This window comes from Kitasatospora sp. NBC_00039 (genome assembly GCF_045160625.1).
Classification (GTDB): Bacteria; Actinomycetota; Actinomycetes; order Streptomycetales; family Streptomycetaceae; genus Kitasatospora.
This window is the reverse complement of the sequence record NZ_CP108289.1, coordinates 328900-349937: the sequence shown is the minus strand read 5'-3', so window position 1 is coordinate 349937 and position 21038 is coordinate 328900. Positions and strand designations below refer to the sequence as shown.

The window sequence follows — 21038 nt, the reverse complement described above, 5'->3', positions numbered from 1 at the left end:
GTGATCAACAGGCACAGACTGACGGCCAGACGGCGCAAGCCCCCCTCGATTACTCCGAAAGCGGCATGTTCCACACCATCACACGGACTGGCTCCCAAACTCACCGAAGAACCGCTGGCTCCCCAACAGGCCGAAGCCGTGGCTCTACTTCACCCCGGTAAAAACAAGCGCGGCCTGATCGGGCTCGACACGCCCATCTGCCACTACCTCCCCGAGCTGGTGCCCGGGCAGCGCGGTGACGCGATCACTGTCCGGATGCTGATCAACCACACCAGTGGCCTGCCCGACTACCTTCCTTACGCCTACCCTTCCCTCGAGGCGTTTCCCGCCCTGGCGAACACCACGCCCGAGAGCATCATCGACAACCGGATGAGGCGGTTCCACCCGACCGAGCTGATCGGGATGGGAACCGCGGCACCCGCCCACAGCCGCCCGGGCGACACTCCGGGGGTGTACTCCAACACCAACTACCTGCTTCTGTGCCAACCCCTGGAGAAGGTGACCGGTCTCGCCGCGGAGCGGTGCATCACCCAGGACGTCATCGGGCGCGCCGGGCTGCGGGACACGACCCTGCCGTCGGGGCCGGAAATCGACGGGCCACACGCGCTGCACTACGAGGCGTGGTTCGGCATGATCGACCCGCCGCGCGACTTCAGCGTCTACGACATGTCATGGGTGGGACCGGCGGCCTCGCTGATATCGACCGTCGCGGACCTCAACCGCTTCTTCGGCCTGTTGCTCGCCGGCGAGATCGTCGCCCCGGCCTCGCTGGCGGAGATGCAGCGCACAGTGCCGGTCGTCTCCTTCGAGGGGAAAGTCATCGACTACGGTCTCGGCCTGCACAGGACCCGGGTTCCCGGCCGCGGAACCTTCTGGGGCCACGACGGGAGCGCCTGGGGTAGCGGAGCGCTCTCGATGGCCAGCGCCGACGGTGCGCGGCAGGTGTCCGTCGCGGTGAACCTGCAAAGGTGGAACCGACTCGGCTCATCAGGAAAGCCGCAGCCTCATCCCCTCGACGAGGCCATTGCCGCATTCCGCCGGACGGCGTTGGGCGACGGCAGTGCAGGTGTTCGGCGCGTTCACCGCTGACCGTCGTGGTGATGCGCCGCCACCGTCGCGCCGATCTGTCCGGTCAAATCTTTCGGAAGGTCTGCTTGCTTCGGCTGCTTGGCGCAGGCGCAGGCGCAGGCGGTCGGCAGGCGGTGGTGGAGCCGTCGGGCTCGGCGCTACGGTAACGAGCTCGGAGGAAGCCTGGACGATGTGAGGAATGCCCTGAAGTGACGTACGGCCGCGAGAGCATCGACCTCCCGGAGGACAGGGGGTGCCTGCGCTGGGTGCTGGGCGCGCCGCTGGTGCTGATCCATGCGTTGAACGCGATCGTCGTGTTCTCGGCTGTCCGGTTCGGCCCGGCGGGCGACTGGGACGATCAGGGCTACGCCGGCCTGACCGTGACTTGCGGGTGCGCGAGCGCACTGACCTTGTCGGGTCTGGCCGTCACGGCGATCCCGTCGGTGCGGCGCGCGATGGGCCCGTGGTGGTTCGCGCCGCCGGCGATCCTCGGGGCGATCGCCTTCCTTCGGGCCTGGACCCTGTCCTAGGGTGCGCGCCGAGGCGTGAAGACTCTTCGGGTTCTGCGCGCTCCGAGGGCTCAATCGTGAGCTGACCCGCGAGGTCGTCCTCATGGAGGCTGCCCGCCGTCATCGAGCCGGGGCACAGGCGGTTCCCGCGTCGCCCTGTCAGGGGCGGGCGGTGCCACGGCCGGTGGCTCTCCACCGGGGCGTCCTGTTTCCGTCACCGCAGTCCCGGGCGGGGCCGGATCGTCCTCGGATCCGGCCTCGTCGGCCGCGGCGGCGATTACCTCCCGAACGCAGCGGCCGGTGGTCTTGGCGGGCTGTTTCTCGTCTGCGGCCTCGACGAGCTCGTCGACGAGCTTGGTGGCGAGCACGTACGTGACCCGGAGGCCGGCCATCGCGGCCTCGGTGCCCAGCGCAATCAGCACGAGGCCGCCCGCCTCACCCGGCAGCTGCTGAACGAGGGCTACACCGAGCGGCAGGTCGCGAAGATGCTCGGCCGCGACGCCTCCCTCGTCTCGCAGTTCTTCACCAAGGGCAAGGGCGTCCCCGGCGGCACCCCGGTGGCCGGTGCCGCCATCGTTGTGAACGAGGGGGCGGTGAAGCACGGCTGCTGGACTTCCGGCGCGGTCAGCAGGGATGGTGGCCAGTCACCGGCATCTGGACCTCGCTTGTACTGCCGCGCATCGCGTGCGGTGCGTCGTTGACCTCCGGCATGGACGATGCGACGTATGACTTGATCCGTCGCGGCGGGTCCGGACCGGCCTGCCGGGGGTGCCGTCACCGCGTACCGTTGCCCGCGCCGGCAGGTACTGGCCAGGCATGGGGGGTCTTGTCCCGGGACCACGGCTGTGCTTGTGCGCGGTTGACTCGTGTTGCTGCCGTTTGGCTGCGAGAGGGGTCGGAGGCGTCCGGGCTGTTGTTTGGCCGGGGGGTTCCGGGCTTTACCGGGCTGACGTGGCCGCGGTGTCGGGAGTGCGGACATGCTGTGTGAGGAAGAGGGCTGCGCGGTCCAGTGCCCGGTCGGCCTCGTCGAGCACGCCGACGAAGGACTGGAACACGTGGGGTACGTCGGCGGTGATGTCGAGGATCACGTCCACTCCGGCTGCGCGGGCGCGGGCGGCCATGCGGGTGGAGTCGTCCAGGAGCACTTCGTCGGTGCCCGCCTGGACGAGCATCGGCGGGAAGCCTGTCAGGTCGGCGAGGACGGCGGGGCTGAGAAGGGGCTGGTGCGGGTCGGCTCCCGCCAGGTACATGGCCCCGGTGTGTCCCAGGCTCTCACGGGTGAAGAACGGGTCGATGCCTGCCTTGGTGTCCATGCTCTCGCCCGTCCGGGTGGCGTCGAGGCCGGGGGAGAAGGCCACGATCGCGGCGGGCATCGGGAGGCCGGCGTCGCGGGCGGCGAGGCAGGTGGTGACGCTGAGGCCGCCGCCGGCGGAGTCCCCCGCGAACACGATGGTCGAAGGGTCTTCGCCGCTGTCGAGGAGGGCGCGGTAGGCGCTCAGCGTGTCCTCGATTGCGGCCGGGAACGGGTGCTCGGGGGCGAGCCGGTAGTCCGGCGAGTACGCCGTGAACCCGGTCCTGGCCACGAGGTTCCCCGTGAGCGACAGCGCGGTCTCGGGGGAGCCGAACACCCAGCCGCCGCCGTGGAAGTACAGGATCGTCCCAGTGCGCGTCCCAGTGCGCGTCCCAGTGCGCGTCCCGGTGCCCGGCTCGGTGCCCGGCTCGACGTGCAGCGCCGGTCGGTCGCCGAGCGTCGTCTTGGTGATGCGGAGGCCGTCCGGGACGACCATCTGGGCCATCATCGCCTTGAATCCGGCTCGGATCGCCTCGACCGACCGGGAGCCGTCGGGCCGGGGCTGCCGCAGCATCGCGCTGACCTGCGTGCGCTGTTCCTTGCTCATGGTGCGTGCTCCTTCCGTACGTAGCTTCTTCCACACTATATGCCGTGGCATCTAATGTAGACTATATGCCATGGCATCCAAAGTGAGCGGTGAGACGGTCGACCTCCCGAGCTTCTTCGCCGACCTCGTCCGATGCGAGACGCGTCTGTACAACGCCCTCAACGACCGTCTTCGCGAGCGGCACGGGATCGTCACGTCACAATTCGAGTTCCTGCGCCACCTCCGCGACCACCCCGGGGCCCGGGTGGCGGATCTGGCGGCCGAGTTCGCCGTCGGCATCGGGGCTACCAGCAAGGGCGTCGACCGTCTGGAGCGGCAGGGATGGGTCGCCCGCGTGCCGAACCCGTCGGACCGCCGGTCGTCACTACTGGAACTGACCGGCGAAGGCCTGCAGTTGGTCGACACGGCAGAGGGGACCTTCACCGAGCGGTTGGCCGAGCTGATCGCAGATGCACTGAAGGCGTCCCCCATGACGGCCGCTGCGCAGGCGCTCTCGGAGCTGCGTTCCGTCCTGGAACGCGACCGGATCGGCATGCCCACGGGCTGACGCGTTTTCGCATCCCCGAGGAAGAGGGTGGTAGGTGGGTTGACGTCCGTCGCGGTTGGGGCGAGCGGCCTGGCCCGACCCGATCGGCTAAACACATGAGAGTCTACGATGGTGTTCGCCCTGGCAGACGGCAGGGTGCGGCAGGCCGACAGACCTGGCCCATACCTTCTCCTGAGCGGATCGTCCAGCGTTGCTCGAACCTTGTTCAGGCCAGCGCCAGCAGGCGATCCCAGGGTTCACGCGGGGACGCGCAGACCCGTGCTCCAGCTGGCAGACACCCCTGGGCGCTTTGCGCAAGGCTGCCTGCATCGGGCAGCGCGTGTCAGTACCAGATCGCAACGGGGCGCCCGTGCGGGTCGAGGGCCCTCATACGCGACCACCGCGCCTTCGAAGCAACCACCGGCCGGCTTGCTACTCCCGCAGGATGACGCAGTCACCTGGCGTCACTGCTCAGGTTTGACAACATCATTGGGAATCCTCCTCGAGTGATCACTACACAGCGCTACCACCATTACGGGACAGCCCCCTGTAGAACCGAGTGTGTTCAGAAGGGATCGGCCGTCGGCAGGGCCTGCTCCGTCCAGACGATCTTGCCGCCCGCCGTGTAGCGGGTGCCCCAGCGCCGGGTGAGCTGGGCCACCAGGAGAAGGCCACGTCCACCCTCGTCGGTCGTGCGAGGGTGACGGACCCGGGGAGCTGTGCTGCTTCCGTCGCTGACCTCGCAGATCAGCGTCCGGTCCCGGACCAGGCGCAGGATGATCGGGCCGGTGGCGTACCGGATGGCATTGGTGACCAACTCACTGACCAGCAGTTCGGTGGTGAACACCAGGTCCTGCAGACCCCAGGTCGCCAGCTGCCGGTCGACCAGCCTACGGGCGGTGGAGACGACGGCGGGGTCGCTCGGGAGCGTCCATGAGGCCACCAGGTCCGCGCCGAGGGTGCGGGTGCGCGCCAGCAGGAGCACGACGCCGTCGTCCTCGCGCTCGATCGGCTGCCCGTAGACGACCGCGTCGCAGGCGTCCTGCGCGGATGCGCGCGGATGGGCCAGGAGGCGTTCCAGTCGGCGCAGGCCGTTCTCCGGCCCGTCGGGCCCGGACCGGACGAGGCCCTCGGTGTAGAGGGCGAGCAGGCTGCCTTCCGGGATGGTCAGTTCGGCCGTCTCGAACGGCAGGCCGCCCACTCCCAGTGGCGGGCCGTCGGGGATGTCGGCGACCTCCACCGTGCCGTCGGGGAACGCGATCACGGGGGCGGGGTGACCGGCCCGGGCGAGCACGCAGTGCCGGGAGACGGGGTCGTAGACCGCGTAGATGCAGGTTGCACTCGTGGCGCTGGCGGCCTCGGTGGTGAGGGGGTCGCTGCGCGTCAGCTGCCGGCGTTCCGCGGCCAGGCCGACCATCAGGTCGTCGAGGTGGGCGAGTAGTTCATCGGGGGCCAGGTCGAGTCCGGCCAGGCTGTGGACGGCGGCCCGCAGCCGGCCCATGGTGACCACCGCCTGGATGCCGTGACCCTGGACGTCGCCCACCACCAGGGCGACCCGGGCGCCGGGCAGCGGTATGACGTCGTACCAATTCCCGTCCGCGTCGGCGGGGATGTGCGCGTAGGCCGATTCCACCGCTGTCTGGGCCGGCAGGTCCTGCGGGAGCAGGCTCCGCTGGAGGGTGAGCGCGAGGTTGCGCTCACGGGTGTACCGGCGCGCGTTGTCGATGCAGAGTGCTGCGCGCGCGGCGAGCTCCGTGGCAACGGTCAGATCGTCCTCCTCGAACGGCCCGGCCGTCTTCGACCGGTAGAAGGCGGCCACCCCCAGGACGACGCCGCGGGCGCTGAGGGGGACGACCATCAGCGAGTGCAGCTGTTCGGTGTGCACACGCTCGGCGCGGGGCGGATCGTGGACCAGCCACTCGCTGCCCTCGTCAAGATGGGGGACGAGACGCGGACGCAGATCGGCCAGGCACTGGGTGAAGGGGGTCGGGAAGGAGAAGCTGCTCCTCTCGCCGACGGCGTGGGCGGGCGCAGTGCCGTGGGTGGAGCGGAAGGCGGTGTGCCGCAGGGTGACGCTGTCGGCCACCGGCCCCGGGCCGGGTGCATCGCCCTGGAACACAGAGTCGAGTACGTCCACCTCCACGGCGTCGGCCACCTGCGGCACCGCGACCTCGGCGAGCTCCTGTGCCGTCCGCGTCACGTCCAGGGTGGTGCCGATCCGGCTGCCAGCGTCGTTCAGCAGGTCCAGCCGGGCGCGGGCCCGGTACCGCTCGGTCGCGTCGGTCACCACGCCGGCCACCCCCAGGACGCGCGAGGACTCGTCCTTGAGCTGGAAGGCCGACATGGAGAACACCCGATGGTGCGCGGGGTCGGACGGGGGATAGCCGGGCTGGACGAAGTCGACCACTGGCTCGCCGGTGTCCAGGACGTGCCGCAGGGTCTGCTCGATCGCGTCGGTGACCACCCCGGGCGCGACCTCGCGCAGCCGCCGCCCTACGACCTCGTCCGGCTGGACTCCGCGCATCCCCTGCGAGGCGCTGTTGAAGCGGACCAACCGCAGGTCAGTGTCCAGGATGTGCAGGCCGACCGGGGACTCCGTGAGGAGCGCCCTCAGCACTGCCCGGTCCACTGTCCGCACGTCGGGGCGGTCCGCCGTGGCGAGCAGAATGGACCAGGCCACTCCTCCGTTCAGGTCAGCCTCCGGGCGTATCAGGATCTCGACCTCAACCGGCAGGCCCGACTGATGCCGCAGCACCGCTGCCGACCACTCGGCTTCCGCCGATCCCGCACCCGCGCCGACCGGGGTCAGGAGGTCCGTCACCGGCCTCCCCAGGACCTCCGAGGCTGGATAGCCGAGCAGTGCCTCGGCTTCCTCGCTCCACTCCCGAACTGAGCCCCGCGCGTCCACGCGCAGGGTGACCCGCGCCCCCGCCGAGGAGACGCGCGGCGTCGTCATGCCGCCGGGTTTCTCTCGACGTGCTCCACCGCCGGCACGGCATAGGCACGCGTTCCGTGGATGACGTGGATCCCGCTCCCGGCCTGGCGTCCCGGCAGAGCCGGGGGGCAGCCCGTAACCGCTCGGTCTGCGAACCCCACCCGCCGTGCTCCTGTGGTCACGCAGCTCTCCCTCACTCCGTGCGATCATCCGGGCCACCGACAACCGGACCCGGGCCGCGACCGGACGTCGACGACGATCGGCCTACCTCCCAGCCTGCGCCTTCGGGGACGCTCCGGCACGGCAACCGGAGCGACGACCACCAGAGCCCCGCCGTTGTTGTCGCATTCGTGGCCGACGAGCCGAACTGGTGCTGATCCGTTTGTCGCCCCGGCCGGCCGTGAACGGGGGCGTCGACAGTGTGCGCGGGCCGCGAGTAGTGTCGAAGGTGGTTAATAAGTACTTCGCCGCGCCGGCGGGCGGCAGGTCGTGGGGGAGGTGGCCCCCCTGGCAGCCGGTTCGGGACTCGTACGGCAGGGCATCGGCGATCTCGCGCATGTCGTAGTTGCCCTGGTGGCCGCTGACCGAGCGGTGCCGGGCCTTCCAAGCGGCGATCACGGGCTCGATCAAGGCCCGGCGCTCGTCGGACAAGTCGCTCTTGTAGGGCCGGCGGTCGCCCACTGGGGACACTCCAGCACCTCCAGGCCTCACGGGAAGCGGTGATGCGGCGATCCCACCCCCCGGTGGCGCCGGCAAGACCCGGCTCGCCGTCGAGGCGGCCCGCCGCCGGCACCAGGCGTACCGCGACGGCACCTGGCTGATCGATCTCGCCTCGGTCACCGAGCCGGCCAAGGTGGGCGCAGCCCTGCTCGCCGCAACCGGGCTGCGTGGCGGCGCGATATTCGAGGCCCGGCCCCGGGGCGAGAGCAACGAACTGCACGTACTCGTGGACCGGCTCCGTGGACGGGAGAGCCTGCTGCTCCTCGACAACTGCGAGCACCTGATCGACGCCGTGGCCCACCTGGTCGCGGCGCTGCTGCCCCGCTGCCCCGGGCTGAGCGTGCTCGCCACCAGCCGCGAACCACTCGCGGTCGACGGCGAGGCGTTGGTGCCGCTCGGCCCCCTCACGCTGCCCGGCCCGGACGACGACGTCGAGCAGGCCCGGCGGACAGAGGCCGTACGCCTGTTCACCGAGCGGGCCGCTGCCGTGCGCCCCGGCTTCGAAGTCGATGAGGCGACGCTGCCCGACGTCCGACAGGTGGTGCGCGCCCTGGACGGGATGCCGCTGGCTCTCGAACTGGCCGCGGCGCGGCTGCGGACGCTGTCCCTGCCCGAGCTCGCCGACGGGTTGTCCGACCGGTTCCGGCTGCTCACCACCGGCAGCCGGACCGCGCTGCCCCGCCATCGCACACTGCGCGCGGTCATCGCCTGGAGCTGGGACCTGCTCGGCGAGCACGAGCGCACGGTCGCCGAACGTGTCTCGATCCTGCCCGGCGGTGTCACTGCCGCCTCGGCCACCGCCCTCTGTGCCGGTACGGCGGTGCCGGCCGCGGACGTCCCCGAGCTGCTCGCCGGCCTGGTCGACCGGTCGCTGCTCCAGCTCGCGCCCGCCCCGGGCCGCTACCGGATGCTGGAGACGCTCCGGGAGTACGGCACCGACCGGCTGGCCGGCGCGGACACTCTCGGCACCGTCCGCGACGTGGCCGCCGACCACTTCACCGCACTGATGGCCCGTCACGACACACAGCTGCGCGGGCCCGGCCAGCCGGTGGCCCTGCGCGTGATCAGCGCCGAGTACGACAACACGCTCGCCGCCCTGCGCCGACGCTGCGACACCGGCGACGCGCCCGGCGCCCTCGCGCACGCCCTGGACCTCACCTGGTACTGGCAGATGCTGGGCCGCACTTCCGAGGCGGCCCACTGGCTCGGCGAGGCGCTTGCGGTGCCCGGCGGCGGACCTACGCCCGAGCGCGAGTGCGCCCACGCGATCTACCTGCTCAACCGGGGTGCCACCCGGCCGGGCACGGCGGCCGTGGAGGCCGCGGACGACCGGGCCGGCATCCTCGAACTGGCCGACCGGCTGATCGCCTATCCGGAGCTGCCGGGCCCCTACGGCGCGCTCGCCGCGCTCCCGCTCGCCTTCCTGCAGGCGGAAAGGACACAGGGCGAGAAGACCACGCCCGCGATCACCGAGCGGCTGGCCGACGGCGACGACGTGTGGCTCGCCGGGCTGGCCCGTATGTTCGGCGCCCAGTTCGCCGAGCACGCGGGCGAACTCGACCGGACGCGCGCCGACGTGGAGGCCGCGCTGGCCTGTTTCCGGCAGGTCGGCGGCCGCTGGGGCCAGGCCGAGGCGCTGCCGATGCGCGCCCGGTTGCGGCAGTACGACGGTGACCTCGACGGCGCGCTGGCCGACCTGCGCGAAGCCCGGTCGCTGGCAGCCGGGTTCGGCTCGCTCAGCCTCGCGGACGAAGTCTTCGGCGACCTGCGCTGGATCGATCTGCACATGCGCAGCGGCGACACCGACCTGGTGATCGGGATGATGGACTCGGCGAGGGAGCGGGCGCTGCGCTCGCAATCCCCGGAGATCCTGTTGCTGGTCGACGCGTGGGAAGCCGGCTTCCGGGTGGGGCTCGGCGACCTGGACCGGGCGCGGGAACTCCTCGACACGGCCGAACGGGATCTGCCCGACGGCATCCCCTTCCCCGGGGACCACGCGCGGACGCTGATCGGCACCGCACGTGCCTCGTTCCGTCTACGGACCGGCGACCAGCCCGGTGCGCGGAAGGCGCTGGCGACGGCCTACACGGCGGCGCTGCGGACCCGGGACCTTCCCATCCTGGCCGTGGTGGCGGTGCACACGGCCGTGCTCGCCGACGCGCAGGCACTGCATCACCAAGCGGCGGTCCGCCTCGGCGCCGCCTCCCGGCTGCGCGGCACGCACGACCACACCGACCCGCAGGTGCGCGACCTCACCCGCAACGGGCGGGACGCGCTGGGCGCCGAATCCTTCGCCGCGGCGTACGAAGAGGGCTGGGGGCTGGACCGCGCGACGGCCGCGACCGAGGTCGACCCCGCCCGGATGTCCGGAGACCAACGGATGCACTGACCGGCTGCCGGTGCGCCGTCCTCGGCGGCTGTGCTCTGGGGGAGACGGCCCGACCAGGGCTCTGTTCCCGGCTTCCCCGCCCCAGCGGGTCTTGGATTACGGTCCAGCGGTTGACGTAGTCGCACTTCTCGGTCTCGACCGGGCGTCATTCGGCGATGTCCTTATCGGATTTCTGCCTGTTCGAGCGGGCGGTGACGGCGACCACCGTGAGCCGGTGGAACGGTGCCCGCAGTGGCGGGCTTGAGGCATTGGTCCGAGGTCCGGTTCCGGATCGGGGCCGTCGGCCGCTGCTCGACGGTCCACGCCGCCCGGTACCGGACCTCGGATCGATTTCCGGGTCAGCCGGTGTGGGTGAACTCGTCGACCGGAACGGCGGGAGACAGGTAGCCGTTCACCCGTACCCGGACGTCGATGGTCTTGGGCTGGAGGGGATCCGGCACCGGCACCGTCGCCCTGATCTGGGTCGGCGAGACCCCCGTGACGGTTGCGGTGCGGCTGCCGAAGTACACGGTGGGCGTGGTGCCGAAACCCACGCCGTTGATGGTGACGGTGTTTCCGAGCTTCCCGCTGTCCGGGACGATGCCGGTGACCACCACGGGCTCCGGGCCGCCGTAGGCGAACTGTCCGAACGGCACGGCCTGGGAGGTGCCAAGGCCGTTGGTGACCCGGACATCGACGACACCGACCCCGTCGGGCGCGATCGCGGTGATCTGGGTGTCACTGACGACGTTGGGCGGCACGCACGGGACGGTACCGAAGTCGACCATGCTCTCGGAGTCGAAGCCGCTGCCGGTGATGGTGATCAGGGTACCCGGGGCACCGACGCGGGGGCTGATGCTGTCCACCACCGGCGCGGGAGCCGGTACGGGGGAATTCAGCAGCTTCAGGTAGGTCGGGTTGGAGTGCTGGAAGGCGACCTGGGCCAGGAAGTCCTGGGTCGTGCTCTTGAGCACCTTGGGGTCGTAGGCCTTGTAGTCCGCGTTCAGCGGGGAGGAGGTGGTGGCCGGCTGGATGTACGCGTTGGTCCCGCTGAGGCCCTTGATCACCGTGAGGAGATCCTTGACGGCCGGGGGCGCGACCGGACCGGGGGAGGGGTACCACTGTTTGGCGGTGTCGAGACTGGCCCAGGCCAGCGGCACGAGGTCGTACGTGTTGACGTAGCCCTGGTACAGGGCCCACTTCACGGAGTTGAAGCGGTCCGCGAAGTCCTTCAGGCCGGCGGTGGGGGCGGCGAAGGTGCTCACGGCGAACTGCGGTGAGTCGTTCCAGGTCTGGGCCTGCAGGTACAGCGCGAGCATGGTCGCGATGCAGCCGCCCAGGCTGTGACCGACCACGTAGACCGTCGCCCCCGGGGCGGGCTTGAGCAGGGAGGTGAGCGCCTCCACGAGGCCGGCACCGGCCGCCGACGACTCGTCGGTCATGGCGACGACCTGGGTGAACGCCGTCATGGCCCCCTTCGAGACGGAGACCGGCGACGGCCCGCCGACCGTGAACGGGACCACCGTGCCGACGTCGAGGTCCTCGATCGTGTCGATCGCGTTGCCGACCGTCCCGCGGACGACCACGGCGAACTGGCTCGACGGACCCTTCGCGATGTACGCCATGTTGGCGTTGTCCGGGCTCAGCCCGAGCCAGGCCAGCTCCCAGTTGCCCTGCGTCGCCAGGGTCTTGTCGGAGAGCTGCTGGACGATGCCGTTGGAGATGCGCTGCTTCTGCACCGCCAGGGTCTCCCCGGACGGACGCGGGGCCGCCCCGGTCGCCGCGATCGCGGCCAGGGTCATGGTCACACCGGGCGGCAGCGCGCTCAGGTCTTCCGTCATGATCACTCCTCGGGTGTTCTGCTCGGTCGTCGAACGTGCCAGATAGGTCGCATCCAATGTATTTTCTGGCGTGAACACCTGAGTGCATATCAGCTCCGCGGCTTCCCGGTGTCGGGCCGGCAGCCGGTCGGACTCGGGCCGGTCGCCACGGCTGACCCGATCGGACACGAAGGCGCCGGCCCCCGACGTGGCGGCCGGTGTCCTCACGCTCGACGCCAAGGACGTCGAGGTGATCGGCGAAGAGCCGGGCCTGGTCCTGCCTCCGAGCGCCCGGGTCGGGGCTGCGGCCGACGAGGCTCCGCGCGTGGCGGCGCTTCACTGCCCGCCGAGCTCCCGCGCACCCCCGGGCCGGGTTCCGCGCCCGGCGGACCGCTCGGTTGGTGGCGGCTGAGATAGGTGAGGACCGCGAGGACGCGGCGGTGGCCGCTGTCGGCAGGCGAGAGGCCGAGCTTGGCGAAGATGTTGCCGATGTGCTTGTGGACGGCGTTCTCGGTGATGACGAGCCGGGCCGCGATCGTGGCGTTGTCCTTTCCCTCGGCCATCAGCGCCATAACCTCGCGTTCGCGTGGCGTGAGAGCGGCGATCGGGTCGTGGGCGGGACGGGTGAGGAGGTGCCCGATCACCTCGGGGTCCATGACGGTGGCGCCGGCGGCGACCCGCCGCAGCGCGTCGACGAACTCGCTCACCCGGCTCACCCGGTCCTTGAGGAGGTAGCCGACGCCGCCGCGCCCGTCGGAAACCAGTTCGCCGGCGTACTGCTGCTCGACGTACTGGGAGAGGACGAGCACGGGCAGGCCGGGGTGCCGGCGGCGGGCGTGGATGGCGGCGTGGATGCCCTCGTCGCGGAAGGTCGGCGGCAGGCGCACGTCGACGATGGTGATGTCCGGCCGGTGTTCGGCGACGGCGGCGGCGAAGCCCGGGGCGTCCTGGGTGATCGCGGCGACGTGAAAGCCCTTGGCGGTCAGCAGGAGTTCCAGCCCGCTGGACAGCAGGACGTTGTCCTCGGCGATCACGACCCGCATGCCAGGCTCACAGCGATCGTGGTCGGGCCGCCGACCGGGCTGTGGACGCGGAGGGTGCCGTCGAGCGCCAGGACACGGTGGCGGATTCCGGCGATGCCGGTACCCCGCGTCTCGTCGGCGCCGCCGACCCCGTCGTCGCCGATCTCGATCGACAGCCGGTCACCGGCGCGTGCGACGCGGACGGTGGCCCGGGTGGCCCGGCTGTGCTTGGCGGCGTTGGTGAGCGCCTCGGCGATCGTGAAGTACGCCACGGCCTCGACCGCGGCGGGGACCGTGCCGAGGCCGCCGATGTCGAGGGCGGTGTCGATCGCCGACCGGGCCCCCAGAGCGGCCAGCGCTCCGGCGAGGCCGCGATCGGCGAGGATCGGCGGGTAGATCGTCCGGATCACCGCACGAAGCTCCGCCATGGCCTCCTCGGTCCCCACATGCGCCTCCTCCAGGAGCCCGGCCACCGCCCCGGGGTCCTCGCCCAGCAACTCACGGGCCACGCCCAGCCGCATCGCGACGGCCACCAGCCGGGCCTGGGTGCCGTCGTGCAGGTCACGTTCGATCCGGCGCAGTTCCGCGCCGTGCGCGTTCATCGCGCCGGCCCGCGTCTCGGTCAGCGTCTCCACCCGCTGCGCCAGCCTCTCGGCGGTCGAGGGTGACAGCAGCGCCACGCAGATCCGGGCGTGCAGGCGCGCCAGCGGTGGAACCAGCCAGTAGGTCAGGGCCGCGAAGACGACGAACTGCGCGGTCCCCAGGGTCAGCGCCGTGCCCCACCCGGACAGCGGGACACCGGCGGCGAAGCCGCCCGCGCGGGTGCCGGCGGGCAACGCCCACCACAACGGCACCGTGACGGCCGTGGCCACCGCGTTGCCTGCGCACAGCACCACGACGAGCCCGAACGCCAGACCGGTCACGACGCCTGCGCACAGCCACCCGAGTACACGCCGCGTACCGACGCTGACGGGACCGGAGCACGGAGACAGCAGCAGCCGGCCGGCGCGGCGGCGATGCCAGGACGCCCACGCGCGGGCTGTCGCCGGGACGACGAGTACGGGCAGCGCGAACAGGGCGACTCCGGCGGCGACCAGGCTCCCCGTCAGGTAACCCAGACCGCGCCACATCGCCGAAAGCCGGCTGTCCTCGAGGTGGTTCATCCGCACAAGTCTGGGCCATGGCGACCGAGCCCGGCACTACAGCCCGCTACCCCTTTTTCCCGCCAGTGAGGGGTACCGACTGCCCATGTCGGCCACACCTAGTGTCAACGCCCATGACGACTTCACCGATACGTCCGCCCCGGCGGCGCGGCCGGTCCGTCCGACGGAACCTGGCGCTGGCCGCCGTCGTGACCGCCACCCTCTGCACCTGCGTGCCCGGCGCGACGGCCGCCGGGCAGCACGACGACCGAAGCCGGCTCCGGCTCCAGCTCCAGCGCGACGCCGATGCGATCACCGCGCTCGGTGTGACGGGAGTGCAGGCCCGCCTGGTCACCTCCGACGGCCGGAACCTGACCGCCGCCGGCGGCGTCGCCGACCTGACGTCCCGCCGGCCGGTCCCCAGGGACGGATACTTCCGGATGGCCAGTGTCACCAAGACGTTCGTGGCCACCGTGGCCCTGCAACTCGCCGGCGACCGCAGGCTCTCCCTGGACGACCCGGTCGAGCGGTGGCTGCCCGGCGTGGTGTCCGGCAACGGAAACGACGGGCGCGCGATCACCATTCGCCAACTGCTCCAGCACACCAACGGCATCCACGACGACTACCCGGACTACACCTCGGCGCAGGACTTCCGCCAGCACCGGTACGACAGCTACACGGCCGAGCAGACCGTCGCCCGGGCGATGAGCCACAGCCCGGACTTCGAGCCCGACGAGGACTGGAGTTACGGCAACACCGGGTACGTCCTGCTCGGCATGATCATCGAGCGGGTCACCGGACACCCCTGGCACGAGGAGGTGAGGGACCGGATCGTCCGGCCGCTCGGCCTTGACCACACCTTCTGGCCGGGTACCTCACCCACGCTGCCCCAGCCACACGCCGAGACCTACCAGCGGTTCAAGGCCGGAGAGCCGCTCGTGGACGTCACCGAGCAGGTCGGCTCGGGCGCCAACGGAGAGGCCGGGCTCGTCTCCACCACCGCCGACCTCAACCGGTTCTTCCGCGCCCTGCTCGGCGGCAGGCTCCTGCCACCGGCGCAGCTGGCGCAGATGACACGGACCGTCCAGGTCAGCGAGAAGTTCGAGCGCTTCATGCCGGGCGCCCGTGACGGCCTGGGACTCTTCTCACGCCCGCTGTCCTGCGGCGGGGAGTACTGGGGCCATGAGGGCGGCGACTCCGGCTGGATCACCGCCACCGGCGTCACCGCCGACGGCCGGCGCAGCGTCACGGTCTCGCTGTCGGGCGTCCGGGCCGATTCCGAGGCCGACGTCCTGCGCGTGGCACAGGCCGAGAACAAGCTGGTCGACGACGCCCTGTGCACGACTGCGGACACCGACCACCAGCAGCGCTGAGGCCCTCCGCACGGAGCGGGCAAGGGGACGCCCGCGCCTGGCCGGCCGGCACTGCTCCGGGGTGGTGATCGAGTGCGGCCCACAGCACCAGTTCCCGACCGGCCCTCCGTCGACGTCCCCTTCGCCGAGCGACCAGCGCCACCCCGCCGCCCACCGGCCGTAGCGCTCGATCAGCACGAGCGTCATGGCATCGGACCAGGGTTTGGCCACCTAGGAACCGTCGGGATCGACGATCTTGTTCCAGACGAAGTCCGGGTCGGTCACGGGCTCGTCGGTGCCACCGAGCGGGTCGTAGACGAGGACGTCGGCGGTGGCGGCAGGGGTCGCCCAGTGAACCGCCGCCGCGACCGGGTCCTCCAGCAGTTCCGGGGCCAGGTGCAGATGCTTCCCCCAGAGGGACATCCGCAGTTGCTTCGCCCAGTTGTACGTGGTCAGCACGTCGTACACGCCGGCCGTGATCTCGCTGTCGTGGGTCATCCCGCGGCGGTTGCAGTTGGCGGAACCGATGATGGCGAACTGGTCGTCGAAGATCCAGACCTTCGAGTGCACGATGCTCCTGCGGTGCGTGCAGACCACGACCTTCCCCGGAGCGGCGGAGAGCAGGGGGTCGAGGAACGCGCGACGGCGGCTCCACGCCTGGTGGACCTCCTTGTTCACGGCGTTCGTGTCCGGGATCAGGATGACCAGTGAGGCGAGCCCGGGGAGCACGGCCTGCAACGCCTCGCTGGTGGCCCGGTCCACGAGGTACTGGTCCTCCACGTAGATGCACCGGCGTGCGCGTTGGACGGCGTGATGGAGGAGGTCGCGCACCGACCGGTCTCCCGAGCGCGCGAACGCGTAGCCCGCGGGTGCGCCGGTGATGCCCCTGGCGCCATTGGGGTAGGTCGCCGCGACCTGGACCTGCATGCTCCCCACCGGTGTGGGTCGGGCTGCCGTCCAGCGGTTGCTCCAGGCGGACGTGGACCGTCAGGGAGAGCCCGGAGCCCCTCGACCGCAGGGGGAGGATGGCGCCCGCGTCGTTCGTCACCGCGGGCTCCCAGTCCAGGGTGGTGACCACGGCGGCGGGAGTCGTGAAGCTGACCATCGCCGGGAACTGCGCGGGGCTGAAGTCGGCTGCCACCAGCCGGCCCAGGGGCACGGCTCCCAGCAACTTGGCGCTGGCGGTGAAGAAGCCCTGAGGATCGAACACTCCGGTGGAGAGCAGGTCCGGGTCGCTCCCGACCGGGCCGAGCGTCCGGGACAGGGCGCGGACCGCCGGGTTCGGCGTGACGAGCGCTCCGGCCCGTTCGGCCGGCAGGCTCACGTCGAGCGTCCCGGCGATGAGCCGGGCGAAGAGTTGTGCGCGGTTGCCCGCGGCGAGCGCCGTTGTGGCGAGCGCCGCGTTCGGCCTCGCGACACCGTCGCACGCTGCCGAGCCGGAGGCGCCGGTGTCCGCCGCCTACGGAGAGCACGAACCCGCCGACACCGCCACGTCTGTGCACCCGGTGACGGACAGGCAGAACCAAGGACACTAGCGAGAAGCAACGAAGGCTCCCCCGGCCGCGCCGGGGGAGCCTTTCGCGAAGTCCGGGTCAGTGCCAGTCGGGCCTAGCTGCGACGAGTCGGTCGAGCTGTTCGTCGGTGAGCTTGGCCCGGCGGCGCCGTAGGGCTGCTTGGCGGCATGCCGGCCCGCAGGGCAGGCCGGGCCGACCGGTGCGGGCCGGTTTCCGGGAGTTGCCGACCGCGGCGGGGCCGGCGCACACGGCGGCCGTCCATTCGTGATGGTCCGCCTCCACCCCACCGTGAGGGAACCCGGAGGCCACCACAAGCCGCCCCGCTGCGGGGCGGTGGGTGATGTGGGCCGGAGCTGCCCGTCTGCCCGTCCCCGTCGGGTCGGGTCGGGTCGGTGCGGCTGCGGGTGCCCCGGGGTGGTGGTGTTCACCAGCTACCGGTGACGCCGCCTTGCCCCGCACGCCCCGGTCGCCCGGGGGCGGGTGGTCGGGCTGGTTGTGGGGGTGTGGCTTCGGCGGCGGTTGGCGGTGGGCGGGTGGCTGCGTGGTTCGTCGGGGCTGGCCGGGCCCGCGCCGGCGTGGTCGTCCGCTTCGGGTTGGTGGGGAGGTTGCCGGGCGGGGCTGGTTCTTCGGGTGGGTGAAGCTGTGCTCGGTCGGCGTCCGGGCGGCGGTCGGTGTCCTGTCGGACGGCCTCTGTCCTCGGGGTAGGGGCCGCTTAACTGGCGGATTTGTGGCTGGTGGTCACCGCCGGGTCGGCGTCCGGGCGGCTGTCGTCGAGGCCGGCGAAGCCCGGTGGGCGAGCGCGCCGGGCGGCGGCTTCTGGCGGCCCGCGCGGCCAACGCCGTGTGTCCGTGCTGTAGGCGCCGGGGCTCGATCGGTGGTGAGGCGGGCTCGATGGAGCTGACGGCCCGGGCGGGCCCGGGCCGGCTGGAGTGCCCGGCCGGTGAGGGCAGGCGCAGGCGGAAGGACTGGGGGCGCTGATCCTGGCGAATCCGGCCGGGCGCGAGCTGGTGGCTGCGCTGGTGTCGGCGCCGTCCGGTCCCTGGTGGGAGGCGGGCAGCTGCATGCCCGCGGGTTTGCGGATCGTAGGGCGTGGCACCTGCCGCCGGTCATCCGCATTCGCATCTGCGCCGTCGCGGAGCTGTGCGAGGCAGGTCGGGTGCGCAGCGCCGTGTGGATCGCGGGGCGCTGTTCGTCCCGCTCCCGTGGCCGTGCTCGTCGCTCACATCCATCAGTCTGGACATTTTGTCCAGGCTGGACTTACAGTCCAGGTATGGGGAATGTGGAAGAGGGCAGGGATCCTCGGGTGCGGATGTGGGCGCCGGTGTGCCAGGCCGTCGCGCTGTTGCTCGGCCCGTACGCCGAGGTCGTCCTGCATGATCCGGACACCGATCGGGTGCTGGAGATCTGGAACCCGATGACCTCCCGTGGCCCAGGGGATCCTTCGCTGCTCGGCGAGCTGGTCGAGCTCGACCCGTCAGCGCAGGACGTGTACGGGCCGTACGAGAAACTGCTCGCGGACGGCCGCCGGTTGTCGTCGGTCAGCGCGGTCCTGCGAGATGCGCGGGACCGTCCGTCGGCGGTGCTGTGCGTCAATCTCGACCGCACGCCGCTGGAACGGGCCGCGGCGGTGCTGTCCGCCTTCGGCGCGCCGACCGTGCCGCGCCCAGAGCCGCTGTTCGAACAGGACTGGTCCGAGCGCATCCAGCACGTGATCGGCGGCTACGTCCGCGAAACGGGCCGTCCCATCGAACGCATGACCCGCCAGGACCGCCTGGCCGCCCTCGGCCGCCTCGACGAGGCCCGGGTGTTCGCGGTGCGCCGCGCCGCCCCGGTCGTCGCCGGCGCCCTGCGGGTGTCCCGGTCCACCCTCTACGGCCTGCTGGCCGAGCTCAGAGCACCAAGCGCAAAGGACTGACACGACCATGACCCGGCTGCCCGACTTCCGCCTGGAAACGTACTTCTCCCGCTGGGAGTTCACCGCCCGCCACCACCTGACCGCCTCAGACGTCCAGACCATGACCCTCGGCGAGCTGCTCGCCCTGGCCGACGACAAGGACCGCGAAGCCTTCGAGAACCTGTCCCTGGGCTACACCGAGACCTTCGGCGACCCGGCCCTGCGTGAGGTGATCGCCCAGACCTACGGGCACGCCGACGCGGACGACGTCATCTGCTTCGCGGGCGCCGAGGAAGCCCTCTGTCTGGCGATGAACGTCCTGCTCGACGCGGGCGACCACGCGGTGGTGGTGACCCCGAACTACCAGGCCGCCGAGACCGTGCCGCTCGCGCTGTGCGAGGTCACCGGTGTGGCCCTCGACCCGGACCGGGACTGGGCCCTGGACCTCGAAGAGGTGGCGGCGGCGATCCGGCCGAACACCCGCCTCGTCTCGGTGAACTTCCCCAACAACCCCACCGGCAAGGTCATCGACGCCGCCGACTTCACCGCGCTGGCCCGGCTGTGCGACGAGCGCGGCATCCACCTGTTCAGTGACGAGGTCTACCGCGGTCTGGAGCGCGACCCGGCCCGTATCCTGCCGCAGGCCGCCGACCTGTCGGAGCGCGCACTGTCCTTGAACGTGACCTCGAAGTCGCTCGGGCTGCCCGGGCTGCGGATCGGCTGGATCACCTGCCGCGACCGCGCGCTGCGCTCGCGCCTGGAGCGGGCCAAGCACTACACCACCATCTGCAACTCCGCGCCCAGCGAGGTCCTGGCCCGCATCGCGCTGAAGGCCCGCGCGACGATCCTGGACCGCAACCGGGCCCTGATCACGGCCAACCTGCCGGCCTTCGAGGCGTTCTTCGCCGAGTTCACGGACGACTTCGACTGGCAGGCGCCGGACGGCGGCTGCGTCTCCTACCCCCGCTACCTCGGCCAGGACGGCGTCGAGGAGTTCTGCACCCGCCTGGTCCAGGAGGCCGGCGTCCTGCTGCTGCCCGCGAGCATCTACCGCTCCGAGCTCACCGCCACCCCCGCCGACCGGTTCCGCATCGGCATCGGCCGCCGCAACCCCGAGGACGGCCTGGCCGCCTTCGCCCAGTGGATGCGGGCGCGCCGATGACCCTATCCGTCTTCGACGCGGCCGCCATCAAGAAGGCCGCCACCTCACAACTGGTCTTCGACACCGTCCGCGACGCGCTGATCGACCACGCCGAAGGCCGCACCAGCGTGCCACCGCCGCTGCACCTGGACTTCCCCGACGCCGACGGGGACTGCCACGTCAAAGCCGGCTGGATCGCCGGCGCCACCGACTTCACCGTCAAGATCGCGACAGGCTTCTACCGCAACCCCGCCCTCGGCCTTCCGGCCAACCACGGCCTGGTCTGCGTCGTCAGCGCCCGCACCGGACAGATCCGCGCGATCCTCGACGACCGCGGCCTGCTGACCGCCTGGCGCACCGCCGCCGCAGGCGCGCTGATCACCCATGCCATGGCCCGGTCCGGCGCCGCCACACTGGCAGTCTTCGGCACCGGCGAACAAGCCCGCCTCCAGGCCGCCTGGCTGGCCAAACTCCGCCCGCTCAGCACCGTGCTCGTCCACGGCCGCAACCGGCACAAAGCCGCCACCTTGTGTGACGAGCTCAACGCACGCGGCCTGGCCGCCAGGCCCGCGTCGGCACAAGAGGCGGCCGCCGCCGACATGATCATCACCACGACTCCGGCAACAGTCCCCGTTCTGGACGCCGCCCACGTGCGCGAGGGCGCTCACGTGACGGGCATCGGCACGGACATGCCGCACAAGAACGAGCTACCACCGGCGCTCTTCCACCGCGCACGGCTCATCGCGACCGACGACCACGCCCAGTGCCTCGACCACGGCGACTTCGGCCACGCCGTGCGCGCAGGTGCCGCCGCCCAGGACAGCGACATCGCGGCCGGCCTGCTCCTCAAAGCAGCCGCCGACCGGCCGGACACCGCGATCACGGTCGCCGACCTCACCGGTGTCGGGGCACTCGACGCGGCACTCGCCTCGGCCGTCCTCGGCCGGCTCCCGCGCTGAATGCCCAGAGCCGGCCGGGGCGGTGACTGTCGGCAGAGGCAAGCGGTGGAAGCCGGGCTCGGCGGCCCCGGTGCGGGGCGCCGTCCTGGTGGCGCTCGCCCTCTTCCAGAGCGGCACCGCCCGGGAGCTCGGGTTCGCGGTGTCTCATGAGACACCGCGAACCCGCCCAC

Annotated in this window: 14 protein-coding genes and 3 pseudogenes; 9 read left to right on the top strand and 8 right to left on the bottom strand. The window is 71.5% G+C overall.

Annotated elements, in window-relative coordinates; genetic code table 11:
• Nucleotides 1-138 precede the first annotated feature (138 nt).
• A complete protein-coding gene (locus OG286_RS01885) occupies nucleotides 139-1089 on the top strand; it encodes a serine hydrolase domain-containing protein (protein ID WP_396320242.1) in 951 nt (316 codons plus the stop codon).
• A gap of 188 nt (nucleotides 1090-1277) precedes the next feature.
• Complete coding sequence (locus OG286_RS01880) at nucleotides 1278-1598, top strand: hypothetical protein (protein ID WP_396320241.1); 321 nt, start codon at nucleotides 1278-1280, stop codon at nucleotides 1596-1598.
• 224 nt (nucleotides 1599-1822) lie between these two features.
• On the opposite strand, the pseudogene OG286_RS01875 reads toward OG286_RS01880, so the two are convergent.
• Together OG286_RS01875 and OG286_RS01870 are read right to left on the bottom strand one after the other, a co-directional pair.
• Nucleotides 1823-1999: pseudogene (locus OG286_RS01875) on the bottom strand (AAA family ATPase); the annotation flags it as partial.
• A gap of 516 nt (nucleotides 2000-2515) precedes the next feature.
• Nucleotides 2516-3475: an alpha/beta hydrolase gene (locus OG286_RS01870; RefSeq protein WP_405364647.1), complete on the bottom strand. Its 960-nt coding sequence runs from the start codon at nucleotides 3473-3475 to the stop codon at nucleotides 2516-2518.
• 70 nt (nucleotides 3476-3545) lie between these two features.
• Here OG286_RS01870 and OG286_RS01865 point away from each other — a divergent pair, with 70 nt between their 5' ends.
• Nucleotides 3546-4022, top strand: coding sequence for a MarR family winged helix-turn-helix transcriptional regulator (locus tag OG286_RS01865; RefSeq protein ID WP_396320239.1), 477 nt, complete (start codon nucleotides 3546-3548; stop codon nucleotides 4020-4022).
• A gap of 544 nt (nucleotides 4023-4566) precedes the next feature.
• Here the strand turns inward: OG286_RS01865 and OG286_RS01860 are convergent.
• Entirely contained in the window at nucleotides 4567-6957 is a 2391-nt protein-coding gene (locus OG286_RS01860; protein WP_405364645.1) for a SpoIIE family protein phosphatase, read from the bottom strand.
• A 438-nt stretch (nucleotides 6958-7395) separates the two neighbouring features.
• Nucleotides 7396-7617, bottom strand: a pseudogene (locus OG286_RS01855) (transposase); the annotation flags it as partial.
• A 172-nt stretch (nucleotides 7618-7789) separates the two neighbouring features.
• Here OG286_RS01855 and OG286_RS01850 point away from each other — a divergent pair.
• Entirely contained in the window at nucleotides 7790-10045 is a 2256-nt protein-coding gene (locus tag OG286_RS01850; protein ID WP_405364643.1) for an ATP-binding protein, read from the top strand.
• Between the two features lie 338 nt (nucleotides 10046-10383).
• Here OG286_RS01850 and OG286_RS01845 read toward each other — a convergent pair whose 3' ends face one another.
• The 3 genes and pseudogenes from OG286_RS01845 to OG286_RS01835 all read right to left on the bottom strand — a co-directional run bounded on the left by OG286_RS01845 (nucleotide 10384) and on the right by OG286_RS01835 (nucleotide 14029).
• Nucleotides 10384-11865 carry an IPT/TIG domain-containing protein gene (locus tag OG286_RS01845; protein WP_396320236.1) on the bottom strand — a complete coding sequence of 494 codons (1482 nt, stop codon included), beginning with the start codon at nucleotides 11863-11865 and terminating at the stop codon, nucleotides 10384-10386.
• Between the two features lie 383 nt (nucleotides 11866-12248).
• Nucleotides 12249-12887 (bottom strand): annotated as a pseudogene (locus OG286_RS01840) (LuxR C-terminal-related transcriptional regulator); the annotation flags it as partial.
• Nucleotides 12875-14029: a histidine kinase gene (locus OG286_RS01835; RefSeq protein ID WP_396320235.1), complete on the bottom strand. Its 1155-nt coding sequence runs from the start codon at nucleotides 14027-14029 to the stop codon at nucleotides 12875-12877. The gene OG286_RS01835 and the pseudogene OG286_RS01840, both read right to left, overlap by 13 nt.
• A 113-nt stretch (nucleotides 14030-14142) precedes the next feature.
• On the opposite strand from OG286_RS01835, the gene OG286_RS01830 reads away from it, so the two are divergent.
• Nucleotides 14143-15381, top strand: coding sequence for a serine hydrolase domain-containing protein (locus OG286_RS01830; protein ID WP_396320234.1), 1239 nt, complete (start codon nucleotides 14143-14145; stop codon nucleotides 15379-15381).
• A 210-nt stretch (nucleotides 15382-15591) separates the two neighbouring features.
• Here OG286_RS01830 and OG286_RS01825 read toward each other — a convergent pair whose 3' ends face one another.
• The gene (locus OG286_RS01825; RefSeq protein WP_396320233.1) at nucleotides 15592-16287 is read right to left on the bottom strand and encodes a phospholipase D-like domain-containing protein; all 696 of its coding nucleotides are present in this window, start codon (nucleotides 16285-16287) and stop codon (nucleotides 15592-15594) included.
• 98 nt (nucleotides 16288-16385) lie between these two features.
• On the opposite strand from OG286_RS01825, the gene OG286_RS01820 reads away from it, so the two are divergent.
• From OG286_RS01820 to OG286_RS01805, 4 genes are all read left to right on the top strand, one after another.
• Complete coding sequence (locus OG286_RS01820) at nucleotides 16386-16559, top strand: hypothetical protein (RefSeq protein ID WP_396320232.1); 174 nt, start codon at nucleotides 16386-16388, stop codon at nucleotides 16557-16559.
• A 1585-nt stretch (nucleotides 16560-18144) separates the two neighbouring features.
• The gene (locus OG286_RS01815) at nucleotides 18145-18789 is read left to right on the top strand and encodes a transcriptional regulator (RefSeq protein WP_396320231.1); all 645 of its coding nucleotides are present in this window, start codon (nucleotides 18145-18147) and stop codon (nucleotides 18787-18789) included.
• Between the two features lie 7 nt (nucleotides 18790-18796).
• Nucleotides 18797-19930 (top strand): aminotransferase class I/II-fold pyridoxal phosphate-dependent enzyme, encoded by a 1134-nt coding sequence (locus OG286_RS01810; protein ID WP_396320230.1) that lies wholly within the window; start codon nucleotides 18797-18799, stop codon nucleotides 19928-19930.
• Complete coding sequence (locus tag OG286_RS01805) at nucleotides 19927-20868, top strand: ornithine cyclodeaminase family protein (RefSeq protein ID WP_405363408.1); 942 nt, start codon at nucleotides 19927-19929, stop codon at nucleotides 20866-20868. Before OG286_RS01810 ends, OG286_RS01805 begins: the two co-directional genes overlap by 4 nt.
• The last annotated feature ends 170 nt before the right edge of the window (nucleotides 20869-21038 follow it).